This window comes from Mycobacterium sp. NGS17, from assembly GCF_059813205.1.
On record NZ_JCALED010000007.1, the window covers coordinates 161,734 to 182,528 of the forward strand.

Below are 20,795 nucleotides of genomic sequence, written 5' to 3' on the forward strand. Positions count from 1 at the left end.
GGGTTATGCATCACCGCACTGTCCGCGCACGCACGGCCATCGGCACCGTCGAGGGCTTCACCCGCGACGGGGTCACTCGGTGGCGGTCGATCCCTTATGCCCGTCCACCCGTGGGAAGCCTGCGGTTTCGGGCGCCGCAGCCGGCCCAGCCGTGGTCGGGTGTCCGGCACTGCCACGGCTTCGGCAATTGCGCGCCCCAACAGCGCCGCTACACCCTGCTCGGCATGTCGCGGTTGGGCGGGCGCTATCAGCCGATGAGCGAGGACTGCCTCACCCTCAACGTCGTGGCCCCCGAGCGCGCTGCCGAGGGACCGCTGCCCGTCATGGTGTTCATCCACGGTGGCGGCTATTTCATGGGCAGCTCGGCGACACCGTTGTACGACGGGGCGGCCCTGGCACGCCGGGGATGCGTGTACGTATCCGTGAACTACCGGCTGGGCGCGCTGGGGTGCGTGGACTTTTCGTCGCTGTCGACGCCGGAGATCACGATCGACAGCAACCTGTATCTACGCGACCTGGTGCTGGCGCTGCAGTGGATTCGCGACAACATCGCGGGCTTCGGCGGCGACCCGGACAACGTCACCATCTTCGGCGAGAGCGCGGGCGCGTGCATCACCGCCTCACTGCTGGCGGTGCCGGCCGCCGAGGGATTGTTCGCGCGGGCGATCTCGGAAAGCCCGGCCTCGGGTCTGGTGCGGTCGAAAGAGGTTGCGGCAGAGTTCGCGAACCGCTTCGCCAACCTGCTCGGGGTGCGCAGACAGGATGCCGCCGACGCACTGATGCAAGTATCCGCGGCCCAGCTGGTGGAAACCCAGCACCGATTGATCGACGAAGGCATGCAAGACAGGCTGGGCGCCTTTCCGATCGGCCCCGTCTTCGGTGACGACATCCTGCCGATGGACCCGGTCGAGGCGATGCGGCGGGGCGCGGCCCACAAGGTTCCTTTGATCGTGGGCACGAATGCCGAAGAGGGCCGATTGTTCACCCGGTTCCTGACGATGCTGCCGACCAACGAAACGATGGTCGAAGAGCTGCTGGCCGAGGCGGAACCCGCTATCCGCGAACGCATTACCGCTGCATATCCCGACTATCCCGGCCGGAATGCCTGCATCCAGCTCGGCGGTGACTTCGCCTTCGCCTCGGCGGCCTGGCAGATCGCCGAGGCCCACAGCGGCCATGCCCCGACGTACCTCTACCGGTATGACTACGCCCCGCGCACGCTGCGCTGGTCCGGTTTCGGTGCCACCCACGCCACCGAGTTGCTCGCGGTCTTCGACGTCTACCGGACCAGGTTCGGCGCGTTGTTGACCGCGGCGGCGGACCAACGGGCCGCGTTGCGGGTCAGCAACCAGGTGCAGCGCCGGTGGCGCGCGTTCAGCCGCACCGGGGTGCCGGGGGAGGACTGGCCCCTCTACACCGCCGAAGACCGCGCCGTGATGGTGTTCGACCGCAAGTCCCGCGTCGAGTTCGATCCACACCCACATCGCCGAATGGCATGGGACGGCTTCTCATTGGCCCGGTGAGCTGGCACCCTGACCCCATGCACGCCGAGACCGAGCAAGTCATCGAACGACCCAGTGATCTCACCGCCTCCTGGCTGGCCGCGGTCATCGGCACCGGACCGATCGCCGATTTCTCGGTGGAGCGCATTGGTACCGGCCAGATGAGCGAGTGCTATCGCGTCCGGCTCAGTTATGCCGAAAGATCCGCGGAGGGGCCCGAGTCGGTGGTGCTGAAGGTCGCGGCCACCGATCCGGTCAGCCGCCAGACCGGCCTGGCGCTTGGGCTCTACGAGCGGGAGGTGCGCTTCTACGGCGAGATCGCGCCTCGTCTGGGCGGACCCGTCGCGCCCTGCTATCACGCCGCGGTCGACACATCGACGGGCGTGTTCGATCTGTTGCTGGCGGACGCCGGCCCGGCGGTCGTGGGCGACGAAATCGCCGGCGCCACAGTGGAACAGGCCCACCTCGGGGCCGTCGAACTGGGTCGGCTGCACGGGCCGCTGCTCGGCGACGTCTCGCTGGCCGACGCGCCGTGGCTCAACCGCGCGGCTCCGCTGAACCAGGCCATGATCACCCCGTTGTATGCGGGTTTCGTCGACCGCTACGGCGACCAGATCGCGCCGGAGCACCGCGTGGTGTGCGAGCGCCTGATTGCTGCGTTCGACGGCTACCTGGCCTTGGAAAAGGAGGGCGCGGCGGAGGCGTCCGGGCGCGGGCGCGTCCAGGGCCTGGTGCACGGCGACTACCGCCTGGACAACATGCTCTTCGGCACCGACGGCGCCGACCGCGCACTGACGGTGGTCGACTGGCAGACCGTGTCCTGGGGCCCGGCCCTGACCGACCTGGCCTACTTCCTCGGTTGCGCGCTGCCCACCGAGGACCGCCGACAGCACTACGACACGCTGCTGCGGGCCTACCACGAGGCGCTCGGTCCGCGGGCGCCACTCAGCCTGGCCGACGTCGCCGACGGTGTACGGCGGCAGAGCTTCTTCGGGGTGATGATGGCGATCGTCTCGTCGATGCTGGTCGAGCGCACCGACCGCGGCGACCAGATGTTCATGACGATGCTGCGGCGGCACTGCGACCACGTCCTCGACACCGATGCGCTGTCGACGCTGCCCGAAGCGGTAGCGCCCGAGCCGTTGCGGCCGTCGGCCGCGGACGAGCTCGCCCACGATCCCACCGCCGAACCGCTGTGGAGTGAGAGCTGGTACGCCGATTTCGCCGATGCGGCACAGGGATTGGGCGGCTGGTTCCGGCTCGGCAGGGTGGCCAACGAGCACATCGCGTGGGTGCACGTGCTGTTGTGCGGACCCGACATGCCCACCGTCGCCGTCGACGCGCAAGTGCCGCTGCCGTCGGACCCATGGACCCTGCGCACCGACGACCTCGAGCTCGGCCACTCCGCCGACGTGCCCCTGCAGAGCTACCGCGTCGACGTGCGGGCGCGGGCCCAGGCCTACGCAGATCCATCGGCGTTGTTGCGGGGCGAGCCCGGAACCCCGGCCGAGCTGACCATGAGCCTGGTCTGGGCTACCGACGGCACGCCGTACAAGTACGGCCTGACCACGCGTTACGAAATCCCGTGCACCGTCTCGGGTGGCGTCACGATCGACGACCGCCACTACCGTGTGGAATCCGTTGCCGGCCAACGTGATCACTCGTGGGGGGTGCGCGATTGGTGGGGCATGGATTGGCTGTGGAGCGCGCTGCACCTGGACGACGGCACCCACCTGCACGGCGTGAATATCCGGATCCCCGGGGCGCCCGCGTTCAGCATCGGCTACACCCAGGGTGCCGACGGCAAGGTCACCGAATTGCAGACCGTCGACTCACGGGAGTCGTTCGCCGACAACGGATTACCGCTGGACGCGACACTGGCGCTGGAGCCGGGGCAGATCACCGCGACCGTGGACGTGCGCGGTCAGGCCCCGGTCCGGCTCGTCGCGACGGACGGGCGGGCCAGCCAGTTTCCGCGCGTCTGGGCGACGATCAGCACCGCCGACGGGCGTAGCGGTGTCGGCTGGCTGGAGTGGAACCGCAACCTCGGCGAGCAGACTTAAGTGAGCGAACCGGCTCCCGTTGTGGTGATGGGCGTCTCCGGATCGGGCAAATCGACGGTGGGCGCGGCGCTCGCGCGGCGCCTGCGGGTCCCGTTCGTCGACGCGGACACCCTGCATCCGCCGGCCAACATCGCCAAGATGACGGCCGGCGAACCGCTCGACGACGACGACCGCTACCCCTGGTTGGAGCGGGTCGGCGACTGGTTGGCCGCCCACCGCGACGGCGGCGTGGCCAGTTGTTCAGCGCTGAAAAGGGCATATCGCGACCAGCTGCGCGCGCACTGCCCGGGGGTAACGTTCCTGCACCTTTCCGGTTCGGCGGAACTGATCGGCGGCCGGCTGGCCGCCCGCACCGCCCACTTCATGCCGGCGGCGCTACTGCGCTCCCAACTGGACACCCTGGAACCCCTCGGTGCCGACGAGGCCGGCATGACCGTCGACGTCGGCCCCGACGTCGACGCGATCGTGGATATCGTGGTGAAGCGTCGCGACTAGCTGGGGCGGAGCCGTCCGTGTAGCATTATGCTACAACTTGTCGCAAAATGTTGCATTGGAGGACGTCATGGCCGGGGCCGTCGATCGTGTGACGCGGGTTGCGTCCGACCTGATGGACAGCGCGGCGGCAGAGGGTGCCCGCCAAAGCCGCTCGGCAAAGCAGCAACTCGACCACTGGGCGCGGGTCGGGCGAGCGGTGTCCAGCCAGCACACCGCGTCGCGGCGACGGGTCGAAGCCGCACTCGCCGGCTACCTGGCGACCAGCGAACTCACGGTCGAGGAGGGCGTGGTGTTCAACGCCGAGATCTCCGCGGCCATCGAAGAAAGCCTGGGGCGCGCCGACTACGGGGCGACGCTTGCCGGGCAGGGGGTGACCACCGTGGCCCTCAACGACGACGGCGAGATCGTCGAGCACCGCCCCGACGGCGCCGCGGTGGTGCTCGTGGCCGGGCGCTGACCCGGCGTTCGTCGGCGGTCCGGCGGTCCGATGGATCGACTTGATCTGGTGGTCGGGCCGAACGGCGCCGGTAAGTCCACGTTCATCGCGTTCACCCTGGCCCCGCTGTTGCCCGGAAGCCTCGTGGTCAACGCCGACGAGATCGCGAGGCAACGCTGGCCGAACGATCCGGCGTCGCACGCCTACGATGCCGCGCGCATCGCCGCGGACACCCGGACAAAGCTGATCGAACTGGGCCGGTCCTTCATCGCCGAAACGGTGTTTTCCCATCCGTCCAAGCTGGACCTCATCCACGAAGCCCGCGGCGCGGGCTTCACCGTCGCGCTGCATGTGCTGCTCATTCCGGAAGGCCTTGCAGTGGAACGCGTCCGGCACCGCGTGGCGGCGGGCGGACACGACGTGCCGGAAGCCAAGATTCGGCAGCGCCATCGCCGGCTGTGGATACCGGTCGCCGAGGCTATCGCCCTGTCCGACCTCGCCACGGTCTACGACAACAGCAGACTTCGCGGCCCGCGTATCGTGGCGCGACTCAACGGCGGCCTGACGGCCGGCGCGCCCCAATGGCCCACGTGGGCGCCGGAGAATCTGCGGGCGCGCTGGCCCGACTAACCTGCCTACCGCTCCGGTGGCTACCAGGACAGCTTGCGGCGGCCGGTGTCTACCTGACTGCCGACCCGCTCGCGAGCGCTGTCGGCCAGGTCGGTGCCGCGCTGACGGGCGGTTTCGGCTAACTCCTCGCCGCGCGCTCGCGCCGTGCCGGCCAACTTCTCGCTGCGCTTGCGGGCCTTCTTGGCCAGTTTCTCGCTGCGTTTGCGGGCCTTCTTGGCCAGCGGCGCGGCGCGGTCGGCGGCGTCATCGGCGAGGTCTTCGCCGCGCTTACGCGCCTTCTCCGCCAGATATGCGGCGCGGTCGGCGGCCTCGTCGGCCCATTGCTCCCCGCGCTTGCGGGCCTTCTTCGCCAACGGCCTGCCGCGTTCCGCCGCGGTGCTGGCCAGTTCTCGGCCGCGTTCGAGTGCGGCTTCGGCGTAGGGCGCGCCGCGTTCCGCCGCGGTGCTGGCCAGTTCACGGCCGCGTTCGAGTGCGGCTTCGGCGTAGGGCGCGCCGCGCTCTGCGGCGGTGCTGGCCAGTTCGCGGCCCCGTTCGGCGCCGACCTGCAAGCCGTGGGCGATCCGATCACCCAGCTCGGAGAAATCGGCGTCGTCGGAACCGGGCCACGCCGACGACACCCGCTCCGAGAGCCGTTCGGCCGCTCGCCGGCCACGCCAGCCGAGCGAGGGCTTGCCAGCGGTGTCGGCGGAGGCGATCAACAGTCCCCCCACCAGGCTGAGGTCGGTGAGGAACTGCTGGCGTTTCTGGGCTTTGGCCACCGGGTCACTTTCGTTCCAGAACGAATGCGTCCCGAGGTTGGCGGGCAACACCGTCACCGCGAGCGCCGCCGACGCGATGCGGGGGAGTTTGCCGGTGGCAAGCAGCAGGCCGCCGCCGATCTGAACGGCCGCGGTGATCTGCGCGACCGTCTCGGGGTCGCTGGGGATGCTGCTGCTCACCGAATCCGGCAGCGCCTGAAGGCCGTCCACTGCCGGCGCGGCGGCCTCCGCCGCCGATTTGGGATTGAGCAGCGAATTGACTCCTTGCCCGATGAATGCCACTGATAACAGGGGTCGCGCGATTCTCCTGAGCACCATGGCCCGTGTATTACCCGGCTGTCTGTCGAGCAAACCGCGGCGGCAATATCCCCAGCTAGACCCGCATCGACATCACGGTGCACACCGATAGGGTGGAGCGCGTGCGAGCGTTGATCATCGTCGACGTGCAAAACGATTTCTGCGAGGGCGGCTCGGTGCCGACGGCACGCGGCGCCGAGTTGGCGCCGGCGATCAACACCTATCTGTCCGGTGACCCGGGCTACCACTACGTCGTGGCGACCCAGGACTTCCACATCGACCCGGGTGATCATTTCTCCGACCACCCGGACTATTCATCCTCCTGGCCCGTGCACTGCGTCGCCGGAAGCGCGGGCGCGGATCTTCGCCCGGACCTCGACATCCGCCACCTCGACGCAGTCTTTCGCAAGGGCGCTCACGCCGCTGCCTACAGCGGTTTCGAGGGCGTCGACGAGGACGGGACGACACTGCTGAGGTGGTTGCGGCGGCGGGGGGTCGACGAGGTCGACGTCGTCGGCATCGCCACCGACTTCTGCGTGCGACGGACCGCCGAGGACGCGGCGGCGGCAGGCCTGACCACCAGGGTGCTGCTGGACCTGACCGCGGCCGCCGCCGCGGACTCGGCTGCCGAGGCGCTGGCGGAAATGCGCTCCGCCGGCATCGAGCTGGTTGGGGGACCCTAATGGTGGTGCCGCTGGATCGGCAAGGTCTGCTCGCCGCCGTGGAGCGTTCGCCGCAGGCGGCCGCCGCGCACGATCGCGCCGGGTGGGTGGGACTGTTCACCGGTGACGGCCGGATCGAGGACCCGGTGGGCTCGCGACCGCATGTGGGGCATGAGCAGATCGGGCGCTTCTACGACACCTTCATCGGTCCGCGTGACATCAAGTTCCATCGCGATCTCGACATCGTCGTGGGCACGACGGTGCTGCGCGACCTCGAGCTCGAGGTGGCGATGGGTTCGGCCGTGACGATGTACATTCCCGCCTTCCTGCGCTACGACCTCCGAGAAGCCAACGGCGAGTGGAAGATTGGCGAATTGCGCGCCTACTGGGAGCTTCCCGCCATGATGTTGCAGTTCCTGCGCACGGGTTCGGGTGCCCTGCGGCCCGCCCTGAACCTGTCCAAGGGGCTGTTGAGCAATCAAGGCTGGCGTGGCACCGCGGGTTTCGCGGCCGGATTCCGGCGGGTGGGAGCGCGCCACCAGCGGCTGCTGACGACGTTCCTCGACGCAGTCGCGCGGAAGGACAGCTTGTCCGCGGCGCGAGTGCTGTCCTCGGATGCCGCAATAACTTTGGGCGATCGTGACCCGCTCGAGCTGGCCGAACTGATGGAGCAACTGGACGGGGTCGGCGCAACCAAGATGAACAGCGCCGGCCCCACCGTGGCCGTCTCACTCAACTCGGGTCACGGGCGCGCCATCGTGTTCGCCGACGTGGCTTGGCGCGGCAACGCCATCAAACGGATCAGGTATTTTCCCGCCTGATCCAGCGGCGTCAGGCATGTCGCACGACCACCATCAACGCCAGCGATGCCGCGGACAGGCACAGGTACGCGCCCGGAAACGCGATGTTGTACAGGACGTGCGCCCTCAGGTGGGTCGCCACCGCCCCGACGAAAAATGCAACGAGGCCCGCGGCGGCCGCGACGCCCAACTGCCACGGACCCACGAGGCCGACAACGATGCCGGCGGCTCCGGCCAACTTCGCCGCGCCAAGCGCCGGTAACCACGACCGCGGCACCCCGACCTCGGCAGAGTTCGCCAGCACGAATCGCGCCGGAACGAAGTCGGCGATGGCGATCGCGGCGGTGATCGCGGCGGTGATCAGCGTGATCACGACAAGTGCGGTGTTCATCTGGGCCAATCCTTTGTCGCGCAGCAAATTCCGCACCGGCGGGTCGGGTGCGCACGCTGCGCGCCACGGCGCACAATCGGTAAGGTCATGGTGCTTGTCTCCTTTGCCACAGGAAGTCCGTTGGACGGGGTCACCTTCTTGACGGCTTTCGTGCGGAAAAGGTGACCCATGAGCGCAACAAGGGATTTGGCGGATCTGGCGGCGCGTTTCGACGCCGACCGACGACATCTGAGGTCGGTCGCGTTCCAGCTGCTGGGCTCGGTGGCCGACGCCGAGGACGCCGTGCAGTCGGCGTGGCTCAAGGCCAGTCGTGCCGACTTCGACGCCGTGGAGAATCTCACGGGCTGGTTCACGACGATCACCGCGCGCGAGGCGTTCGACCACCTTCGGGTGCGCAAGCATCGCGCCGAACAACCCCTCGCCGGGCCCGACGAACTGGACCGGCTGGCCCAGACGGCGTCGGCGCCGGCCGACGAGGACGCGCTGCTGACGGAGTCGGTGAGCAGCGCGCTGCTCGTCGTGCTCGACCGGCTGTCCCCGGCGCAGCGTGTCGCCTTCGTGCTGCACGACGTTTTCGCGATGCCGTTCGAACAGATCGCCGCGGTGATGCATCGGTCACCGGACGCAGCCAAGAAGCTGGCCAGCAGGGCGCGCGGCCGGGTGCACGCGCGGCCGGTCGTCCCTGCGCGCCGCACGGCCCACCACCTCGAGGTGGTGGAGGCGTTCCTGGCGGCCTCCCGCGGCGGTGATATCGCCGGCCTGCTCGAACTGTTGGCTCCCGAGGTGGTGCGCACGGTTGATCCGGCCCTCGTCCCGGCCGACGTGCCAACGACGTTGCGCGGTGCCCCCGAGGTCGCCAACGAGACTCGCCGGTTCGCGCAGCGGGCGCGCGCTGGTGCTGTCATGCTCATCGACGGGGCACCGGGCATCGTGCTCGCGGCCCACGGGCACGCGCAGGTCCTGCTGGTGATCGGCATCGGCGCCGACGGTCGCATCCACACGATCGACATCACCGGCAATGTCGAGCGGATCCGTCGGACCGCGCTGACGCTGCCCCGGTGGCCGATCCACGAACGTCACGATCTGATCGGGTAATAAGGACGTCAGACACAGCCGGCCGGGAAGCCGGGCGCGGGGCAAGACCGGGAGAGTCATGCTCGATAGGCCGTTCGGACGGCGCAACCTGCTGCGGGGCGCCGGCGCGCTTTCTGCCGCCGCGCTGGCACCGTGGCCGGCCGGGTGCGCCCCCGAAGACGACGCCCTCACCTTCTTCTTCGCGGCCAACCCGGACGAGCGCGACGCCAGGATGCGCATCGTCGACGAATTCACGCGCCGTCATCCCGATATCAAGGTTCGGGCGGTGCAATCCGGTCCCGGCGTCATGCAACAGCTTTCGACGTTTTGCGTCGGCGGCAGATGCCCCGACGTGCTCATGGCGTGGGAACTGACCTACGCCGAACTCGCCGACCGCGGTGTGCTGCTGGACATGAACACGCTGTTGGCGCGGGACAAGGCGTTCGCCGACCAGCTCAAGGCGGACAGCATCCCGGCGCTGTACGAAACCTTCACATTCAACGAAAAGCAGTACGCGCTGCCCGAACAGTGGTCGGGCAACTACATGTTCTACAACAAGCGGCTCTTCGCCGAGGCCGGGGTGCCGGCGCCGCCCAAGACGTGGGAGCAGCCTTGGGATTTCACCGAATTCCTGGACACGGCGCGCGCCCTGACCAAGCGTGACGCCGCCGGGCGGGCGTCGCAGTACGGCTTTGTCAACACCTGGGGTTCTTACTATTCAGCCGGCCTTTTCGCGATGAACAACGGCGTCGCCTGGTCCAACCCGCGGCTCAATCCGGCCCACCTCAACTTCGACGACGCGGCGTTTCAAGAAGCGGTGCAGTTCTACGCCGATCTGGCCAACACATACCGGGTTGCGCCCAATGCGTCTGAGACGCAGTCGATGTCGACACCCAATCTTTTCGCGGTCGGACGGGCGGCGATCGCGCTCGGCGGGCATTGGCGCTACCAGACCTACATCCGGGCCGAGGATCTGGATTTCGATGTCGCGCCGTTGCCGGTAGGCCCGGCGCTGGGAAAGGGTCACGCCGCGTGTTCCGATATCGGCGCCACCGGACTGGCCATCTCGGCGAGCAGCCCCCGCAAAGAGCAGGCGTGGGAATTCGTGAAGTTCGCGACCGGTCCCGTCGGGCAAGCGTTGATCGGTGAATCCCTTTTGTTTGTTCCCGTGCTGCGCTCAGCGCTGCGGTCGGACGGATTCGCCGAGGCTCATCGACGGCTCGGCAATCTCGGCGTGCTCACCGAAGGGCCGGCGTTTTCACAGGGCCTGCCGATCACACCGGCGTGGGAGAAGGTCAATGCCTTGATGGACCGCAACTTCGGGCGCGTCCTGCGCGGCAACCGGCCGGCCACGTCGTTGAGCGGATTGTCCCGCTCCGTAGACGAAGTGCTGCGCAGCCCATGACCTCGACGGGCGCACCTGGCGCGACAGCTCCGGCCGGCAGGGCGAAAACGACGCATAAGGACCCGAGCCCGTGGCGCCGGCACGCGTGGGCGGGCCGGTTGTTTGTGGCACCCAACATGGCGGCGGTCGCCGTGTTCATGCTCTTTCCGCTGGGTTTCTCGCTGTACATGAGCTTGCAGCAGTGGGATGTGTTCACCCCACCGAAATTCGTGGGCCTGAAAAACTTCGGAGAGCTGTTCACCTCCGATCCTCTCTTCGTGATCGCGATCCGCAACACGGTGATCTTCACCCTCGGAACGGTCGGGCCGACGGTCCTCATCAGCCTGGCCGTCGCCGGGGTGCTCAACCAGAAGGTCAGGGGCATCGGCGTCTTCCGCACGATCGTCTTTCTGCCGCTGGCTATTTCATCGGTCGTGATGGCGGTGGTGTGGCAGTTCGTTTTCAATACCGACAACGGCTTGCTCAACATCATGCTCGGCTGGGTCGGGCTTGGTCCGGCCCCGTGGTTGGTGGATCCCCATTGGGCCATGGCCTCACTGTGCATCGTCAGCGTCTGGCGCAGCGTGCCCTTCGCCACCGTCGTCTTGCTGGCGGCGATGCAAGGCGTTCCGGGAACGGTCTACGAGGCGGCCAAGATCGACGGCGCCGGCGAGATAAGGCAATTCGTCTCCATTACCGTCCCGTTGATCCGGGGGTCGATCTCGTTCGTGATCATCATCTCGGTGATCCACGCCTTCCAGGCGTTTGACATGGTCTATGTCCTCAACGGACCCAGCGGCGGGCCGGAATCGGCGACCTACGTCCTGGGCATCATGCTGTTCCAGCACGCGTTCTCCTTCCTCGAATTCGGATACGCCTCCGCGCTGGCGTGGGTGATGTTCGCCGTCTTGCTGGTGCTGACCGTGGTGCAGCTGCGGGTCAGCCATCGACGATCTTTGGAGACTTCGCGTGGGCTTAAGTGAGGGTGTCATCAGGCGCACCGTGGTGCGCGGCGGCATCGTGTATGGCGCGTTGCTCGCCGTCGCCTGGTGCGCGCTGTTCCCGATCGCGTGGGCGGTGTCGGGCTCGCTGAAAACCGAAGGCGAGGTCAGCGAGCCCACGCTGTTGCCGGCTCACCCGCGGTGGTCCAACTACACCGAGGTGTTCACGCTGATGCCGTTCGGACGAATGTTTTTCAACACCGTGCTGTACGCGGGCTGCGTCACCGCGGGACACGTCTTCTTTTGCTCGCTGGCCGGATATGCCTTCGCGCGGCTGGATTTCCGTGGCCGCGACGCGCTGTTCGTCGTGTATCTCGGCACGTTGATGGTGCCCCTGACGGTCACCGTGATCCCGCAGTTTCTGGTGATGCGAACCCTGGGCTGGGTCGATACGCCGTGGGCCATGATCGTGCCGGGTTTCTTCGGCAGCGCATTCGGCACGTACCTGATGCGGCAGTTCTTTCGCACCCTGCCCACCGATCTGGAGGAGGCGGCGATACTCGACGGTTGTTCGCCATGGCAGGTCTACTGGCGGGTCCTGCTGCCCCACGCGCGCCCGGCGGTGATGGTGCTCGCCGTGCTCACGTGGGTCAACGTCTGGAACGATTTCCTGTGGCCGCTGCTGATGATTCAGCGCGACAGCCTGGCCACCCTGACCCTGGGCCTGGTCCGGATGAAGGGCGAGTATGTTGCCCGGTGGCCGGTCCTGATGGCAACCTCGATGCTCATCATGCTGCCCCTGGTCGCCATCTACGCGGTGGCGCAACGCTCCTTCGTCCGGGGAATCGCCGTCACCGGGATGGGCGGCTAGCTATGGCCTCGGTGACATTCGAGCAAGCGACCCGGCGCTACCCGGGAGCGGACCGGCCCGCCCTGGACAACCTCGACCTCGTCGTTGACGACGGCGAATTCGTCGTCCTGGTAGGGCCGTCCGGGTGTGGCAAGACGACGTCGCTGCGAATGGTGGCCGGGCTGGAAGTCGTGGACTCCGGCCATATCCGGATCGGCGGGCGAGACGTCACCAACGTCGATCCCAAGGATCGTGACGTTGCGATGGTTTTTCAGAACTATGCGCTCTACCCACACATGACAGTGGCCCAGAACATGGGCTTTGCCATGAAGATCGCCAAGACGCCGAAGGGCGAGATTCGTCAGCGGGTGCTGGGCGCGGCGAAATTGCTTGACCTGCAACCCTATCTGGATCGCAAGCCGAAGGACCTGTCCGGCGGCCAACGCCAGCGAGTGGCGATGGGCCGCGCGATCGTCCGCCGGCCCCAGGTGTTCCTGATGGACGAACCGCTGTCCAACCTCGACGCCAAACTCCGGGTGCAGACCCGTAACCAGATCGCCGCATTGCAACGGCGGTTGGGCACCACCACCGTCTACGTCACCCACGATCAGGTCGAGGCCATGACCATGGGCGATCGTGTAGCCGTCCTGCGCGACGGCGTGCTGCAGCAGTTCGCACCACCCCGCGAGCTCTACCGAAACCCGGACAACGTCTTCGTGGCGGGTTTCATCGGATCGCCGGCAATGAACCTGTTCACCCTTCCCATCGTGGATTCCACTGTGGCGTTGGGCGATTGGCCCATAACCCTGCCCCGGGACGTCGCCAGCGCCGCGGGCGAGGTCGTGGTCGGGGTTCGTCCCGAACATTTCGAGCTGGGTGGTCTCGGCGTCGAGATGGAGGTCGACGTGGTGGAGGAACTGGGGGCGGATGCCTACCTGTATGGGCGAATCACCGGGTCCGGCAAGGTAATCGATGCGTCGATCGTCGCGCGGGTCGACGGACGCAACCCACCACAGAAGGGCAGCAGGGTGCGTCTGCACCCGGAGCCCGGGCACCTGCACTTCTTCGGTGTGGATGGCCGCCGAATCCGTTGATCCACTGGGTTGGGTCGAGGTGCCTACCCGCGGGAGCAGCGGAGCGCATGAACGCGACGCTGGACGCGCGCGATGTCGTCGGGGGAGGGCAGCTGGTTGGTGATGCGGGTGATCTCCACGCCGATGTCGATGGAGCTTATCGGCCAGAGCCGGCGCGCGATGAGATCCCTTGCGATGGTGGTGATGTCGTCACCGCAGACCCGTCGGCGCGTCAACGCCACCAATGGCACATGCCGGGCGGCCGGCATGCCCGAGGGGTAGCCGGCCCGCACGAAAGCCACGATGCTCGTCACCCAATGGGACAGGTCCATGTGTCCACCTCGCTAACCGCCGCAAGTTGCGCGTGAGCGGCAGTGCTTGCTTGTAGCAACGTACCATCGGCAATGCCATCAGCTGAGTAACGCCACACAGTTAAACGCACTTTTTATGGCCGGGGTGGTCGGCGCATCGAGAGTGACTTCGGTGACGATTCGCCGAACGTGGCGCGCCGTAACGATCTTTGGCCGCAAGGCTTTCTAGTATTGCCGCGTGGTGGATCGCTATGGAACCGATGTCCTCGCCGCGGGACGACGTAAGCCTCGCTCGACCGAGCATCCTGCCGAACCGGGCCTTGTGGTCGAGGACGTGGCGACGGGATACGTCGGCGCGGTGGTGCGGGTCGAATACGGGCGAGTGGACCTCGAAGACCGGCGTGGTCACGTGCGTGGGTTCCCTTTGGGCCCTGGGTATTTGCTTGAGGGGCGGCCCGTCATCCTCACCGAGCCGCGCCGGCCGGTACCGACCGCCGCGGGCAGGACCGCTTCGGGTTCGGTCGCCGTGTCCGGTGTCCGTGCGCGCGTCGCCCGGGCCAGCCGCATCTACGTTGAAGGTCGCCACGACGCCGAGCTCATCGCGCAGGTGTGGGGTGAGGACTTGCGAATCGAAGGCGTCGTCGTCGAGCAACTCGGTGGCGTCGACGACCTCGTGGACATCGTCGCCGAGTTCGCCCCGGGACCGGGGCGCCGGCTGGGGGTGCTCGTCGATCACCTTGTCGCGGGTTCCAAGGAGGCGCGCATCGCCGATGCGGTGCGGCGGGGCCCGGGCGGCACCGACACCCTGGTCGTCGGTCATCCCTACGTCGATATCTGGCAGGCCGTGAAACCGCAGCGGCTGGGCCTGGACGCCTGGCCCACGGTGCCGCGGCAGGTGGAGTGGAAGCACGGCGTGTGCCAGGCGCTCGGTCTGCCGCACAACGGTCAGCCGGACATCGCCAGGGCCTGGCGGCACATCCGTTCGCGGGTGCGCGACTGGAACGATCTCGAGCCGGCACTGATCAGCCGGGTCGAAGAACTCATCGACTTCGTCACGGCGCCGGTCGCCTGATATCGCGGCCGGCGGACCACGGCTGAAGCCCGTCGGGCTAGTTAGGCTACGCTGGCCGATGTCCCGACCGGCGGGACGGAAACAGGGCGTATGCAGGGCATTTTCGGCGTATTCATCGGCACATTCCTCATCGGTCTTCGTGAAGGCTTAGAGGCGTCGCTCATCGTGAGCATCGTCGCTGCCTTCCTCAAGCGGAACGGCTCGACGGTCCGGCCGATGTTTGCCGGTGTCGCCGTAGCGGTGCTGCTGAGCGTCGGCGTGGGCGTCGGCCTCGACCTGTTCGCCGCCAGCCTGCCGCAGGTCCAGCAAGAGATGATGGAAACCGTCATCAACGCCATCGCGGTGGTGTTCGTGACGTCGATGATCATCTGGATGAACGGCAACGCCGCGCAGCTCAAGGGGGAACTTGAGCGCGAAGCCCGTCAGGCGGTCAACCGCGGTGGTGCGTTCGCCCTGGCTGCGATGGCGTTCCTTGCCGTCCTCAAGGAGGGCTTCGAGACGTCGGTGTTCTTGCTGGCCGCCGCCGAGACGTCGCATGGCAATCGGTGGTTCGCCGTGCTGGGCGGCGCCGTGGGCATCCTGACCTCGGTCGGGCTCGGCGTGGGCCTGTATTACGGCGGCTTGCGGATCAACCTCGGCCGGTTCTTCCGGGTCACCGGGGTGTTTCTGGTGCTGATCGCCGCCGGGCTGGTGCTCGGCGCGCTGCGCACCGCGCACGAGGCCGGTTGGGTGAGCATCGGCCAGCAACAGGTGCTCGACCTGTCCGGCTTGATACCCAGCAATTCGGTGCTGGGTGCGGCGACGACCGGGGTGTTCGGCATCCCCGCCGACCCACGGCTCATCGAGGTGCTGGGCTGGCTGCTGTATGCCGTGCCCGTTCTGGTCGTTTTCCTCTGGCCCACCCGGCTCGCGGCCGCGCCGCGAGCCCGCGCCCGGCTGTTGGCGGCGACGTCGGCGGTGCTACTCGTGGTCGGGGCGGTGCTGGTGATCATGACGCCGGCCGCCGCCTCGCCGCCGACGCCGGGGGCGCGCACCGTCACCGACCGATCCGGCCACGCCGCCGCGGTGTCGATAGTGACGGGACCGCACGGCCGCGAGCTGAGCGTCGTCCCCCAGGGCACCTCGACCGTCCACAACATCGTGCTCGTCCCGGCAGACGACCAGACGGTGGACGGCGTGCCGGTACAGGTATGGCAGGTTTCCGAGGCCGCCGGGGCCGACGGTGCGCCGGAAGTCACGCTGGATCAGTTGCTGACCATGACGGGGGGCCGGCTGCCGGTCGGCCTCGCGGCGGGACGCACCCCGGGGCCATTTCAGGGTCAATGGTCGACGACCACGGTCTATACCGTGTTCGCGCGAGGCGATTCCGTGGTCAGTGCGCACGCGACGAGCAACCGCACGGCGCTGTTGACCGGCGGAGGGTTGACGGGCGCCAAAACCGTCAGCCTTGGCGGGCTGGCGACCGACTGGTCCACGTCCGCTGCCGAAGACCACTCGACACTCGCCGAGATCGTGGCCAGCGAGCGTCGTCACGGCGAGCGGCAGCTCTGGAATGTGTGGCTTCCACTGGTATTGGCGGGTTTTGCGTTGGCTTGCGCACTGGCGGCGGTAGCCTCGCTGCGCGCGGACCGCCGGCAAGAGGATGAGAGGAAATCGGTTGATGGTGAGTCGCATCGCCTGGGCAGCGTCCCGGTCTCGTGAATACTGGTTGACTGCAACGGCTCTTGTTGCGGTGGCGGTGTTGCCGGTGACCGCATGCAGCCACTCGGGCGACAACTCGAGTCATGCCCAGCCGGCGAAGCCGGGAGGTACCAACGCGGTCAAGGTCACGATGGCGAACAACGGTGGTCAGGACGGCTGCACGCTGGACACCACCAGCGTGCCCGCCGGGCCGGTGACCTTCACCGTCGCCAACACGAACGCACCCGGAATCAACGAGGTCGAATTGCTCAGGGACCAGCGCATTGTGGGCGAGAAGGAGAACCTTGCACCCGGCCTGGACCCGGTGTCGTTCACGGTCTCGCTGGACGGCGGCGCCTACCAGCTGTACTGCCCGGGGGCGAGCACCGAATACCAGACCCTGACGGTGTCGGGTAAAGCGCCGGCGACGCCGACGGGCACCGTGGCCAGCGTCCTCGGGCAGGGCACCAAGGATTACGCGGCCTACATCGTCAACCAGATCGGCCAGCTCAACGACGGCGTGAAGGCGCTCGATGCCGCCGTGCAATCGGGCAACGTCGACGCGGCGAAGGCGGCCTACGCCAAGGCCCGGTTGTTCTGGGAGCGTTCGGAATCCACGGTGGAGGGTTTCGTGCTGCCGGGCTTCGCGGTCGGCGACAACGCCGGCAACCTGGATTATCTGATCGACATGCGTGCGTCGACGCCGGTCGACGCCAAGGTTGGCTGGAAAGGCTTTCACGCCGTCGAGCGCGATCTGTGGCAGGGCGGCGCGATCACGCCCGGAACGAAGGCGCTCAGCACCGAATTGGTCGGCAACGTCGGCAAATTGAACGGCATTGTGGCGAGCCTGCAGTACAAACCCGAAGACCTGGCGAACGGTGCCAGCGACCTGATCGAAGAGATCCAGAACACCAAGATCACCGGAGAGGAAGAGGCCTTCAGTCACATTGACTTGGTGGACTTCTCGGGCAACGTCGAAGGCGCCCAGCAGGCGTACGCCTCGTTACGGCCGGGCCTGGAGAAGATCGACGCCAACCTGGTTCACCAGATCGATCAGCAGTTCCAGACCGTGCTCGCCACCTTGGACGGGTATCGCGACCCAGCCGCGCTCGGCGGCTACAAGACCTATACCCCGGCGCTGAAGGCCAGCGACGCTCCCAAGTTGACCGCGGTGATCCAGCCGCTGCACCAGAGCCTGTCCACCGTCGCCCAAAAAGTCGTCACGGCAGGCTGATCATGACCGACGACATCACCAAACCCTCCGACGGCGACCCGAAAGACGCTGGGGCACCGGCGGACTCCACAGCGGTGTCGCGCCGGCGCGCGCTGGGCGGTGCCATGCTGGCCGGCCTCGGCGGCGCCGCCATCGGTGCCATCGGCGGCGGGTTCGCCGGTCACGCCATGGCCGCGGAACAACGTGGCGACGACGACGACACCGTCGATCTGCGCCGCAGTTACCCCTTCTACGGGCAGCCCCACCAGGGCGGAATCGAAACGCCCCCACAGCGTTACGCCATGTTCATGTCGTTCTCGCTGGCCGGCGGAGCGGGCCGGACCGAGCTGCAGACGCTCTTGGCGCGCTGGTCGGCCGCCGCCGCGATCCTGCAGCAGGGTAAGCCGGTCGGGACGGTGCAACCCCAGGTCGAGGTGCAGCCTCCCGCCGACACCGGGGAGGCGTACGGGTTGAGCCCCGCCAGCCTCACCGTCACGATCGGGCTGGGCCCGTCGCTGTTCGGCGATCGGTTCGGGCTGGCGGCCCGGCGACCGGCCGTATTCACCGACCTGCCGCCGCTGAATGGGGACAATTTGGATCCGCGTTTGCATGGTGGCGACCTGTCCGTGCAGGCGTGCGCCGACGATCCCCAGGTGTGCTACCACGCGGTGCGCAACCTGGCCCGCCTCGGCCGCAACATCGTCTCGCCGTTCTGGGCGGTGCTCGGGTTCGGCCGGGCCTCCGCCGGCCCGGGCCAGCACACGCCACGAAACCTGTTGGGATTCAAGGACGGAACCCGCAATATCGCCACCGATGCGGAGTACGAAAAGTATGTCTGGGTCACCAACGGCGACCAGCCCTGGATGAACGGGGGGACTTACCAAGTCGTCCGCAAGATCCGGATGTTGATGGAGACGTGGGATGTCGACCGGATCGGCAATCAGCAAAAGATCTTCGGGCGTACCAAAGAGGAAGGGGCGCCGCTGAGCGGCAAGCACGAATTCGATACGCCGGACTTCGCGGCCAAAGGCGCCGACGGCGACCCGCTCATCGATCCGAAGTCTCACGTCGGCCTTGCCGCCCGGGAAAACAATGACGGCATCATGATCCGCCGACGGTCGTATAACTACACCGACGGCCTGGACGCCAACGGCCAACTCAACGCCGGTCTGCTTTTCGTCTCGTATCAAAAAGATCCCCAAGATTTTATTCGTCTGCAGAACCGCCTGGGCGCCCACGACCTGCTCAACGAATACATCCGGCACATCGGATCAGCTATCTTCGCGGTGCCGCCGGCGCCCGCTGAAGGCCACTACATCGCTCAGAGCCTGTTCAGCTGAGCAAATCCCGTCGCCGGGCAGCGGTCCGGCTGGGGCGCCGCGTTTCGCGCCCGTGACGTCTTGTGTCGGACCGGTGAATCAAGCGCACCCGCCGTCACGCATCGCCGCCCGGCGCGCACTAACTCCGTGAACCCGCACAATCAGCGAGAAACGGAGAAGTCACATGACCGACGCGCTCGTCATCGACGCCGAAGGCCTGGACCGGCTGTCGTGTAACGCCAAGAGCAACCCCGAAACGGGCAGGAAGACGCTCAAAGCGAAGACCGTGTGCCACACGGGCTTCCGCAACCTGACCTACGTCCGGGATCTGGCGCCGATGCTGGTGGGCGAGCCGCCCGCGCTGCTGGGCGACGACTCGGCGCCCAATCCCTCGGAGACCGCGTTGGCCGCGCTGGGTTCGTGCGTCTCGGTGGGCCTGTTGGCCAACGCAACGCATCGCGGCGTGACGCTGACCAAGATCGAGGTCGAGATGCAGGGCGACATCGACATTTCCGCGGTGTGGGGCGTAGGGGACACCCCGGAGGGCAAGTACCTGGGGTTCAGCGCCGTCCGCTGCACGGTGAGCCTGGCCGGCGACGCCGACGAAGCCACGCTCATGGAGATCCACGACAACGCCATCGCCTGGTCGCCGGTGGTGAACACGTTTCGCAACCCGGTGACCGTCGACTCGACCCTGATCACCGAATGAGCACCGTGGCGCAAAACCGCACCGGGGCACGAAGACTGACCAACACGAAGGCGGCGAGATGACGACGACCACGGACGCAGTGGCCGGCCAGGTGGATGTCGAACTGCTGGAGGACATTCGGGGTCACGCCGCGGCGTTGGACCGCGGCGAGGGCCACTCCCGTCGCAGCTTCGCCGCGCTGGGGGAGGTGGGCCTACTGGGCATTGGCGCCCCGGGCAACGTCGACGGCAGGCTCCCAGTGATGGCCGAGGTGATCCGATCGGTCTCCGGGGCCTGCATGAGCACGGGGTTCTCGTTGTGGGCGCATCGCATGACGGTCGAGTATCTGCTCACCGCCGCAACCGGATTCAGCAGCGCAGCGGTCGAGCCGCTCCTAGCGGGAGCGGTGCCGGGCGTCACCGGCATGGCCGCGGCGTTCAAGGAGGCGGCGGGCTGCGGCAGCGTGGAGTTGACGGCCACATCCGTGCCCGGCGGTTACCGGGTGTCCGGTCCGATCAGGTGGGCCAGCAACCTGTATCCCGACTCCACGATGGTGACCGCTGTGCGCACCGATACCGGCGAGAAGCTGATCGTCGCGCTGCCGCTGAACACGCCCGGGGTGAACGTGGGCGAGCATTTCGATCTGCTGGCCATGGCAAGCACCGCCTCGTCCTACCTGAACCTGGATGACGCGCACGTTCCTGCCGGGCAGGTGCTGTCGCGCGACTTCGAGGGCTTCCTGCAGTCGGTGCGCCCGACATTCCTTGTCCTGCAGTCGGCGATGTGTTTGGGGCTGGCCCGGACGGCCCTGGACCAGGCTCGCGAGGGGCTCGGCGGCGTCAACGCCGTGTTCGCCGACGACGTCGACCGGGTCGCGGACCGGCTGGTTGCCGCCGAGGCCACATTGGCGAACCTGGCCGCGGCCGTCGGAGGAGCCGAGCCGCCGACCAAGGAGGCGTTGCTGTCGCTGCGCCTCACCGCCGCCGAGTTGTCAAGCGCCAGCGCCGACTTGGAGGTGCGGACCGCAGGCGGAAAAGGGTATGCGAGCCGAACACCGGCAAGCCGGCGCTATCGAGAGGCGGCGTTCATCCCCGTCCAGTCGCCGTCCGAAGGGCAGCTGCGCTGGGAACTGGCCAGATGCGTCTGAGCGCGGATC

19 protein-coding genes and 2 pseudogenes are annotated in these 20,795 nt (G+C 67.5%); 18 read left to right on the forward strand and 3 right to left on the reverse strand.

From position 1 onward, the window contains the following. Positions 1-5: 5 nt before the first annotated feature. From AC5Y7E_RS16920 to AC5Y7E_RS16940, 5 genes are all read left to right on the forward strand, one after another. Positions 6-1,523 (forward strand): carboxylesterase/lipase family protein, encoded by a 1,518-nt coding sequence (locus AC5Y7E_RS16920; RefSeq protein ID WP_499949912.1) that lies wholly within the window; start codon positions 6-8, stop codon positions 1,521-1,523. 17 nt (positions 1,524-1,540) lie between these two features. Next, positions 1,541-3,565 carry a DUF7064 domain-containing protein gene (locus tag AC5Y7E_RS16925; protein WP_499949914.1) on the forward strand — a complete coding sequence of 675 codons (2,025 nt, stop codon included), beginning with the start codon at positions 1,541-1,543 and terminating at the stop codon, positions 3,563-3,565. After that, positions 3,566-4,060 (forward strand): gluconokinase, encoded by a 495-nt coding sequence (locus tag AC5Y7E_RS16930; protein ID WP_499949915.1) that lies wholly within the window; start codon positions 3,566-3,568, stop codon positions 4,058-4,060. It abuts the gene before it with no gap. Between the two features lie 67 nt (positions 4,061-4,127). Next, positions 4,128-4,517 carry a TA system antitoxin ParD family protein gene (locus AC5Y7E_RS16935; protein ID WP_499950078.1) on the forward strand — a complete coding sequence of 130 codons (390 nt, stop codon included), beginning with the start codon at positions 4,128-4,130 and terminating at the stop codon, positions 4,515-4,517. Between the two features lie 30 nt (positions 4,518-4,547). Next, the gene (locus tag AC5Y7E_RS16940) at positions 4,548-5,126 is read left to right on the forward strand and encodes an ATPase (protein WP_499949917.1); all 579 of its coding nucleotides are present in this window, start codon (positions 4,548-4,550) and stop codon (positions 5,124-5,126) included. Between the two features lie 20 nt (positions 5,127-5,146). Here the strand turns inward: AC5Y7E_RS16940 and AC5Y7E_RS16945 are convergent, their stop codons facing one another. After that, positions 5,147-6,202 (reverse strand): DoxX family protein, encoded by a 1,056-nt coding sequence (locus AC5Y7E_RS16945; protein WP_499916194.1) that lies wholly within the window; start codon positions 6,200-6,202, stop codon positions 5,147-5,149. A gap of 101 nt (positions 6,203-6,303) precedes the next feature. On the opposite strand from AC5Y7E_RS16945, the gene pncA reads away from it, so the two are divergent. Both pncA and AC5Y7E_RS16955 read left to right on the forward strand, forming a co-directional pair. Continuing rightward, on the forward strand, positions 6,304-6,864 hold the full coding sequence (pncA, locus tag AC5Y7E_RS16950; RefSeq protein ID WP_499949918.1) for a pyrazinamidase PncA: 561 nt from the start codon (positions 6,304-6,306) through the stop codon (positions 6,862-6,864). Next, positions 6,864-7,664: a ketosteroid isomerase family protein gene (locus AC5Y7E_RS16955; protein WP_499949919.1), complete on the forward strand. Its 801-nt coding sequence runs from the start codon at positions 6,864-6,866 to the stop codon at positions 7,662-7,664. The genes pncA and AC5Y7E_RS16955 overlap by 1 nt, the downstream gene beginning before the upstream one ends. Positions 7,665-7,674: 10 nt before the next feature. Here AC5Y7E_RS16955 and AC5Y7E_RS16960 read toward each other — a convergent pair whose 3' ends face one another. After that, on the reverse strand, positions 7,675-8,034 hold the full coding sequence (locus AC5Y7E_RS16960; RefSeq protein ID WP_499949921.1) for a DoxX family protein: 360 nt from the start codon (positions 8,032-8,034) through the stop codon (positions 7,675-7,677). A gap of 168 nt (positions 8,035-8,202) precedes the next feature. Here AC5Y7E_RS16960 and AC5Y7E_RS16965 point away from each other — a divergent pair. The 5 genes and pseudogenes from AC5Y7E_RS16965 to AC5Y7E_RS16985 form a co-directional block, all read left to right on the forward strand. Further along, positions 8,203-9,126, forward strand: a pseudogene (locus AC5Y7E_RS16965) (sigma-70 family RNA polymerase sigma factor); the annotation flags it as partial. 61 nt (positions 9,127-9,187) lie between these two features. Beyond that, positions 9,188-10,513: an ABC transporter substrate-binding protein gene (locus AC5Y7E_RS16970; RefSeq protein WP_499949922.1), complete on the forward strand. Its 1,326-nt coding sequence runs from the start codon at positions 9,188-9,190 to the stop codon at positions 10,511-10,513. Between the two features lie 54 nt (positions 10,514-10,567). Continuing rightward, positions 10,568-11,475: pseudogene (locus AC5Y7E_RS16975) on the forward strand (carbohydrate ABC transporter permease). Positions 11,476-11,482: 7 nt separating this feature from the next. Beyond that, on the forward strand, positions 11,483-12,304 hold the full coding sequence (locus tag AC5Y7E_RS16980; RefSeq protein WP_499916769.1) for a carbohydrate ABC transporter permease: 822 nt from the start codon (positions 11,483-11,485) through the stop codon (positions 12,302-12,304). Between the two features lie 2 nt (positions 12,305-12,306). After that, positions 12,307-13,377: an ABC transporter ATP-binding protein gene (locus AC5Y7E_RS16985; RefSeq protein ID WP_499949923.1), complete on the forward strand. Its 1,071-nt coding sequence runs from the start codon at positions 12,307-12,309 to the stop codon at positions 13,375-13,377. A gap of 23 nt (positions 13,378-13,400) precedes the next feature. Here the strand turns inward: AC5Y7E_RS16985 and AC5Y7E_RS16990 are convergent, their stop codons facing one another. Beyond that, positions 13,401-13,688 carry a DUF3349 domain-containing protein gene (locus AC5Y7E_RS16990; protein WP_499949925.1) on the reverse strand — a complete coding sequence of 96 codons (288 nt, stop codon included), beginning with the start codon at positions 13,686-13,688 and terminating at the stop codon, positions 13,401-13,403. Positions 13,689-13,905: 217 nt separating this feature from the next. Here AC5Y7E_RS16990 and AC5Y7E_RS16995 point away from each other — a divergent pair, with 217 nt between their 5' ends. The 6 genes from AC5Y7E_RS16995 to AC5Y7E_RS17020 all read left to right on the forward strand — a co-directional run bounded on the left by AC5Y7E_RS16995 (position 13,906) and on the right by AC5Y7E_RS17020 (position 20,786). Beyond that, positions 13,906-14,739, forward strand: a complete 834-nt coding sequence (locus tag AC5Y7E_RS16995; RefSeq protein WP_499949926.1) for a DUF3097 domain-containing protein — start codon at positions 13,906-13,908, stop codon at positions 14,737-14,739. Between the two features lie 90 nt (positions 14,740-14,829). Next, on the forward strand, positions 14,830-16,440 hold the full coding sequence (efeU, locus tag AC5Y7E_RS17000; RefSeq protein ID WP_499949927.1) for an iron uptake transporter permease EfeU: 1,611 nt from the start codon (positions 14,830-14,832) through the stop codon (positions 16,438-16,440). A gap of 37 nt (positions 16,441-16,477) precedes the next feature. Continuing rightward, on the forward strand, positions 16,478-17,653 hold the full coding sequence (gene efeO / locus AC5Y7E_RS17005) for an iron uptake system protein EfeO (protein WP_499950079.1): 1,176 nt from the start codon (positions 16,478-16,480) through the stop codon (positions 17,651-17,653). Positions 17,654-17,655: 2 nt separating this feature from the next. Further along, entirely contained in the window at positions 17,656-18,972 is a 1,317-nt protein-coding gene (gene efeB / locus AC5Y7E_RS17010; protein ID WP_499916210.1) for an iron uptake transporter deferrochelatase/peroxidase subunit, read from the forward strand. A 163-nt stretch (positions 18,973-19,135) separates the two neighbouring features. Next, entirely contained in the window at positions 19,136-19,660 is a 525-nt protein-coding gene (locus AC5Y7E_RS17015; protein WP_499949928.1) for an OsmC family protein, read from the forward strand. Between the two features lie 58 nt (positions 19,661-19,718). Then, a complete protein-coding gene (locus AC5Y7E_RS17020; RefSeq protein ID WP_499949929.1) occupies positions 19,719-20,786 on the forward strand; it encodes an acyl-CoA dehydrogenase family protein in 1,068 nt (355 codons plus the stop codon). Positions 20,787-20,795: the final 9 nt, after the last annotated feature.

What these genes read in the sequence shown, in the direction of transcription:
- AC5Y7E_RS17020 (WP_499949929.1), top strand. Translation starts at nt 19,719, where the DNA reads ATGACGACGACCACGGACGCAGTGGCCGGCCAGGTGGATGTCGAACTG.
- AC5Y7E_RS16955 (WP_499949919.1), top strand. Translation starts at nt 6,864, where the DNA reads ATGGTGGTGCCGCTGGATCGGCAAGGTCTGCTCGCCGCCGTGGAGCGT.
- AC5Y7E_RS17015 (WP_499949928.1), top strand. Translation starts at nt 19,136, where the DNA reads ATGACCGACGCGCTCGTCATCGACGCCGAAGGCCTGGACCGGCTGTCG.
- AC5Y7E_RS16945 (WP_499916194.1), bottom strand. Translation starts at nt 6,202, where the DNA reads ATGGTGCTCAGGAGAATCGCGCGACCCCTGTTATCAGTGGCATTCATC.
- AC5Y7E_RS16940 (WP_499949917.1), top strand. Translation starts at nt 4,548, where the DNA reads ATGGATCGACTTGATCTGGTGGTCGGGCCGAACGGCGCCGGTAAGTCC.
- AC5Y7E_RS16925 (WP_499949914.1), top strand. Translation starts at nt 1,541, where the DNA reads ATGCACGCCGAGACCGAGCAAGTCATCGAACGACCCAGTGATCTCACC.
- efeB (WP_499916210.1), top strand. Translation starts at nt 17,656, where the DNA reads ATGACCGACGACATCACCAAACCCTCCGACGGCGACCCGAAAGACGCT.
- AC5Y7E_RS16970 (WP_499949922.1), top strand. Translation starts at nt 9,188, where the DNA reads ATGCTCGATAGGCCGTTCGGACGGCGCAACCTGCTGCGGGGCGCCGGC.
- AC5Y7E_RS16920 (WP_499949912.1), top strand. Translation starts at nt 6, where the DNA reads ATGCATCACCGCACTGTCCGCGCACGCACGGCCATCGGCACCGTCGAG.
- AC5Y7E_RS16935 (WP_499950078.1), top strand. Translation starts at nt 4,128, where the DNA reads ATGGCCGGGGCCGTCGATCGTGTGACGCGGGTTGCGTCCGACCTGATG.
- AC5Y7E_RS16985 (WP_499949923.1), top strand. Translation starts at nt 12,307, where the DNA reads ATGGCCTCGGTGACATTCGAGCAAGCGACCCGGCGCTACCCGGGAGCG.
- efeU (WP_499949927.1), top strand. Translation starts at nt 14,830, where the DNA reads ATGCAGGGCATTTTCGGCGTATTCATCGGCACATTCCTCATCGGTCTT.
- AC5Y7E_RS16990 (WP_499949925.1), bottom strand. Translation starts at nt 13,688, where the DNA reads ATGGACCTGTCCCATTGGGTGACGAGCATCGTGGCTTTCGTGCGGGCC.
- AC5Y7E_RS16960 (WP_499949921.1), bottom strand. Translation starts at nt 8,034, where the DNA reads ATGAACACCGCACTTGTCGTGATCACGCTGATCACCGCCGCGATCACC.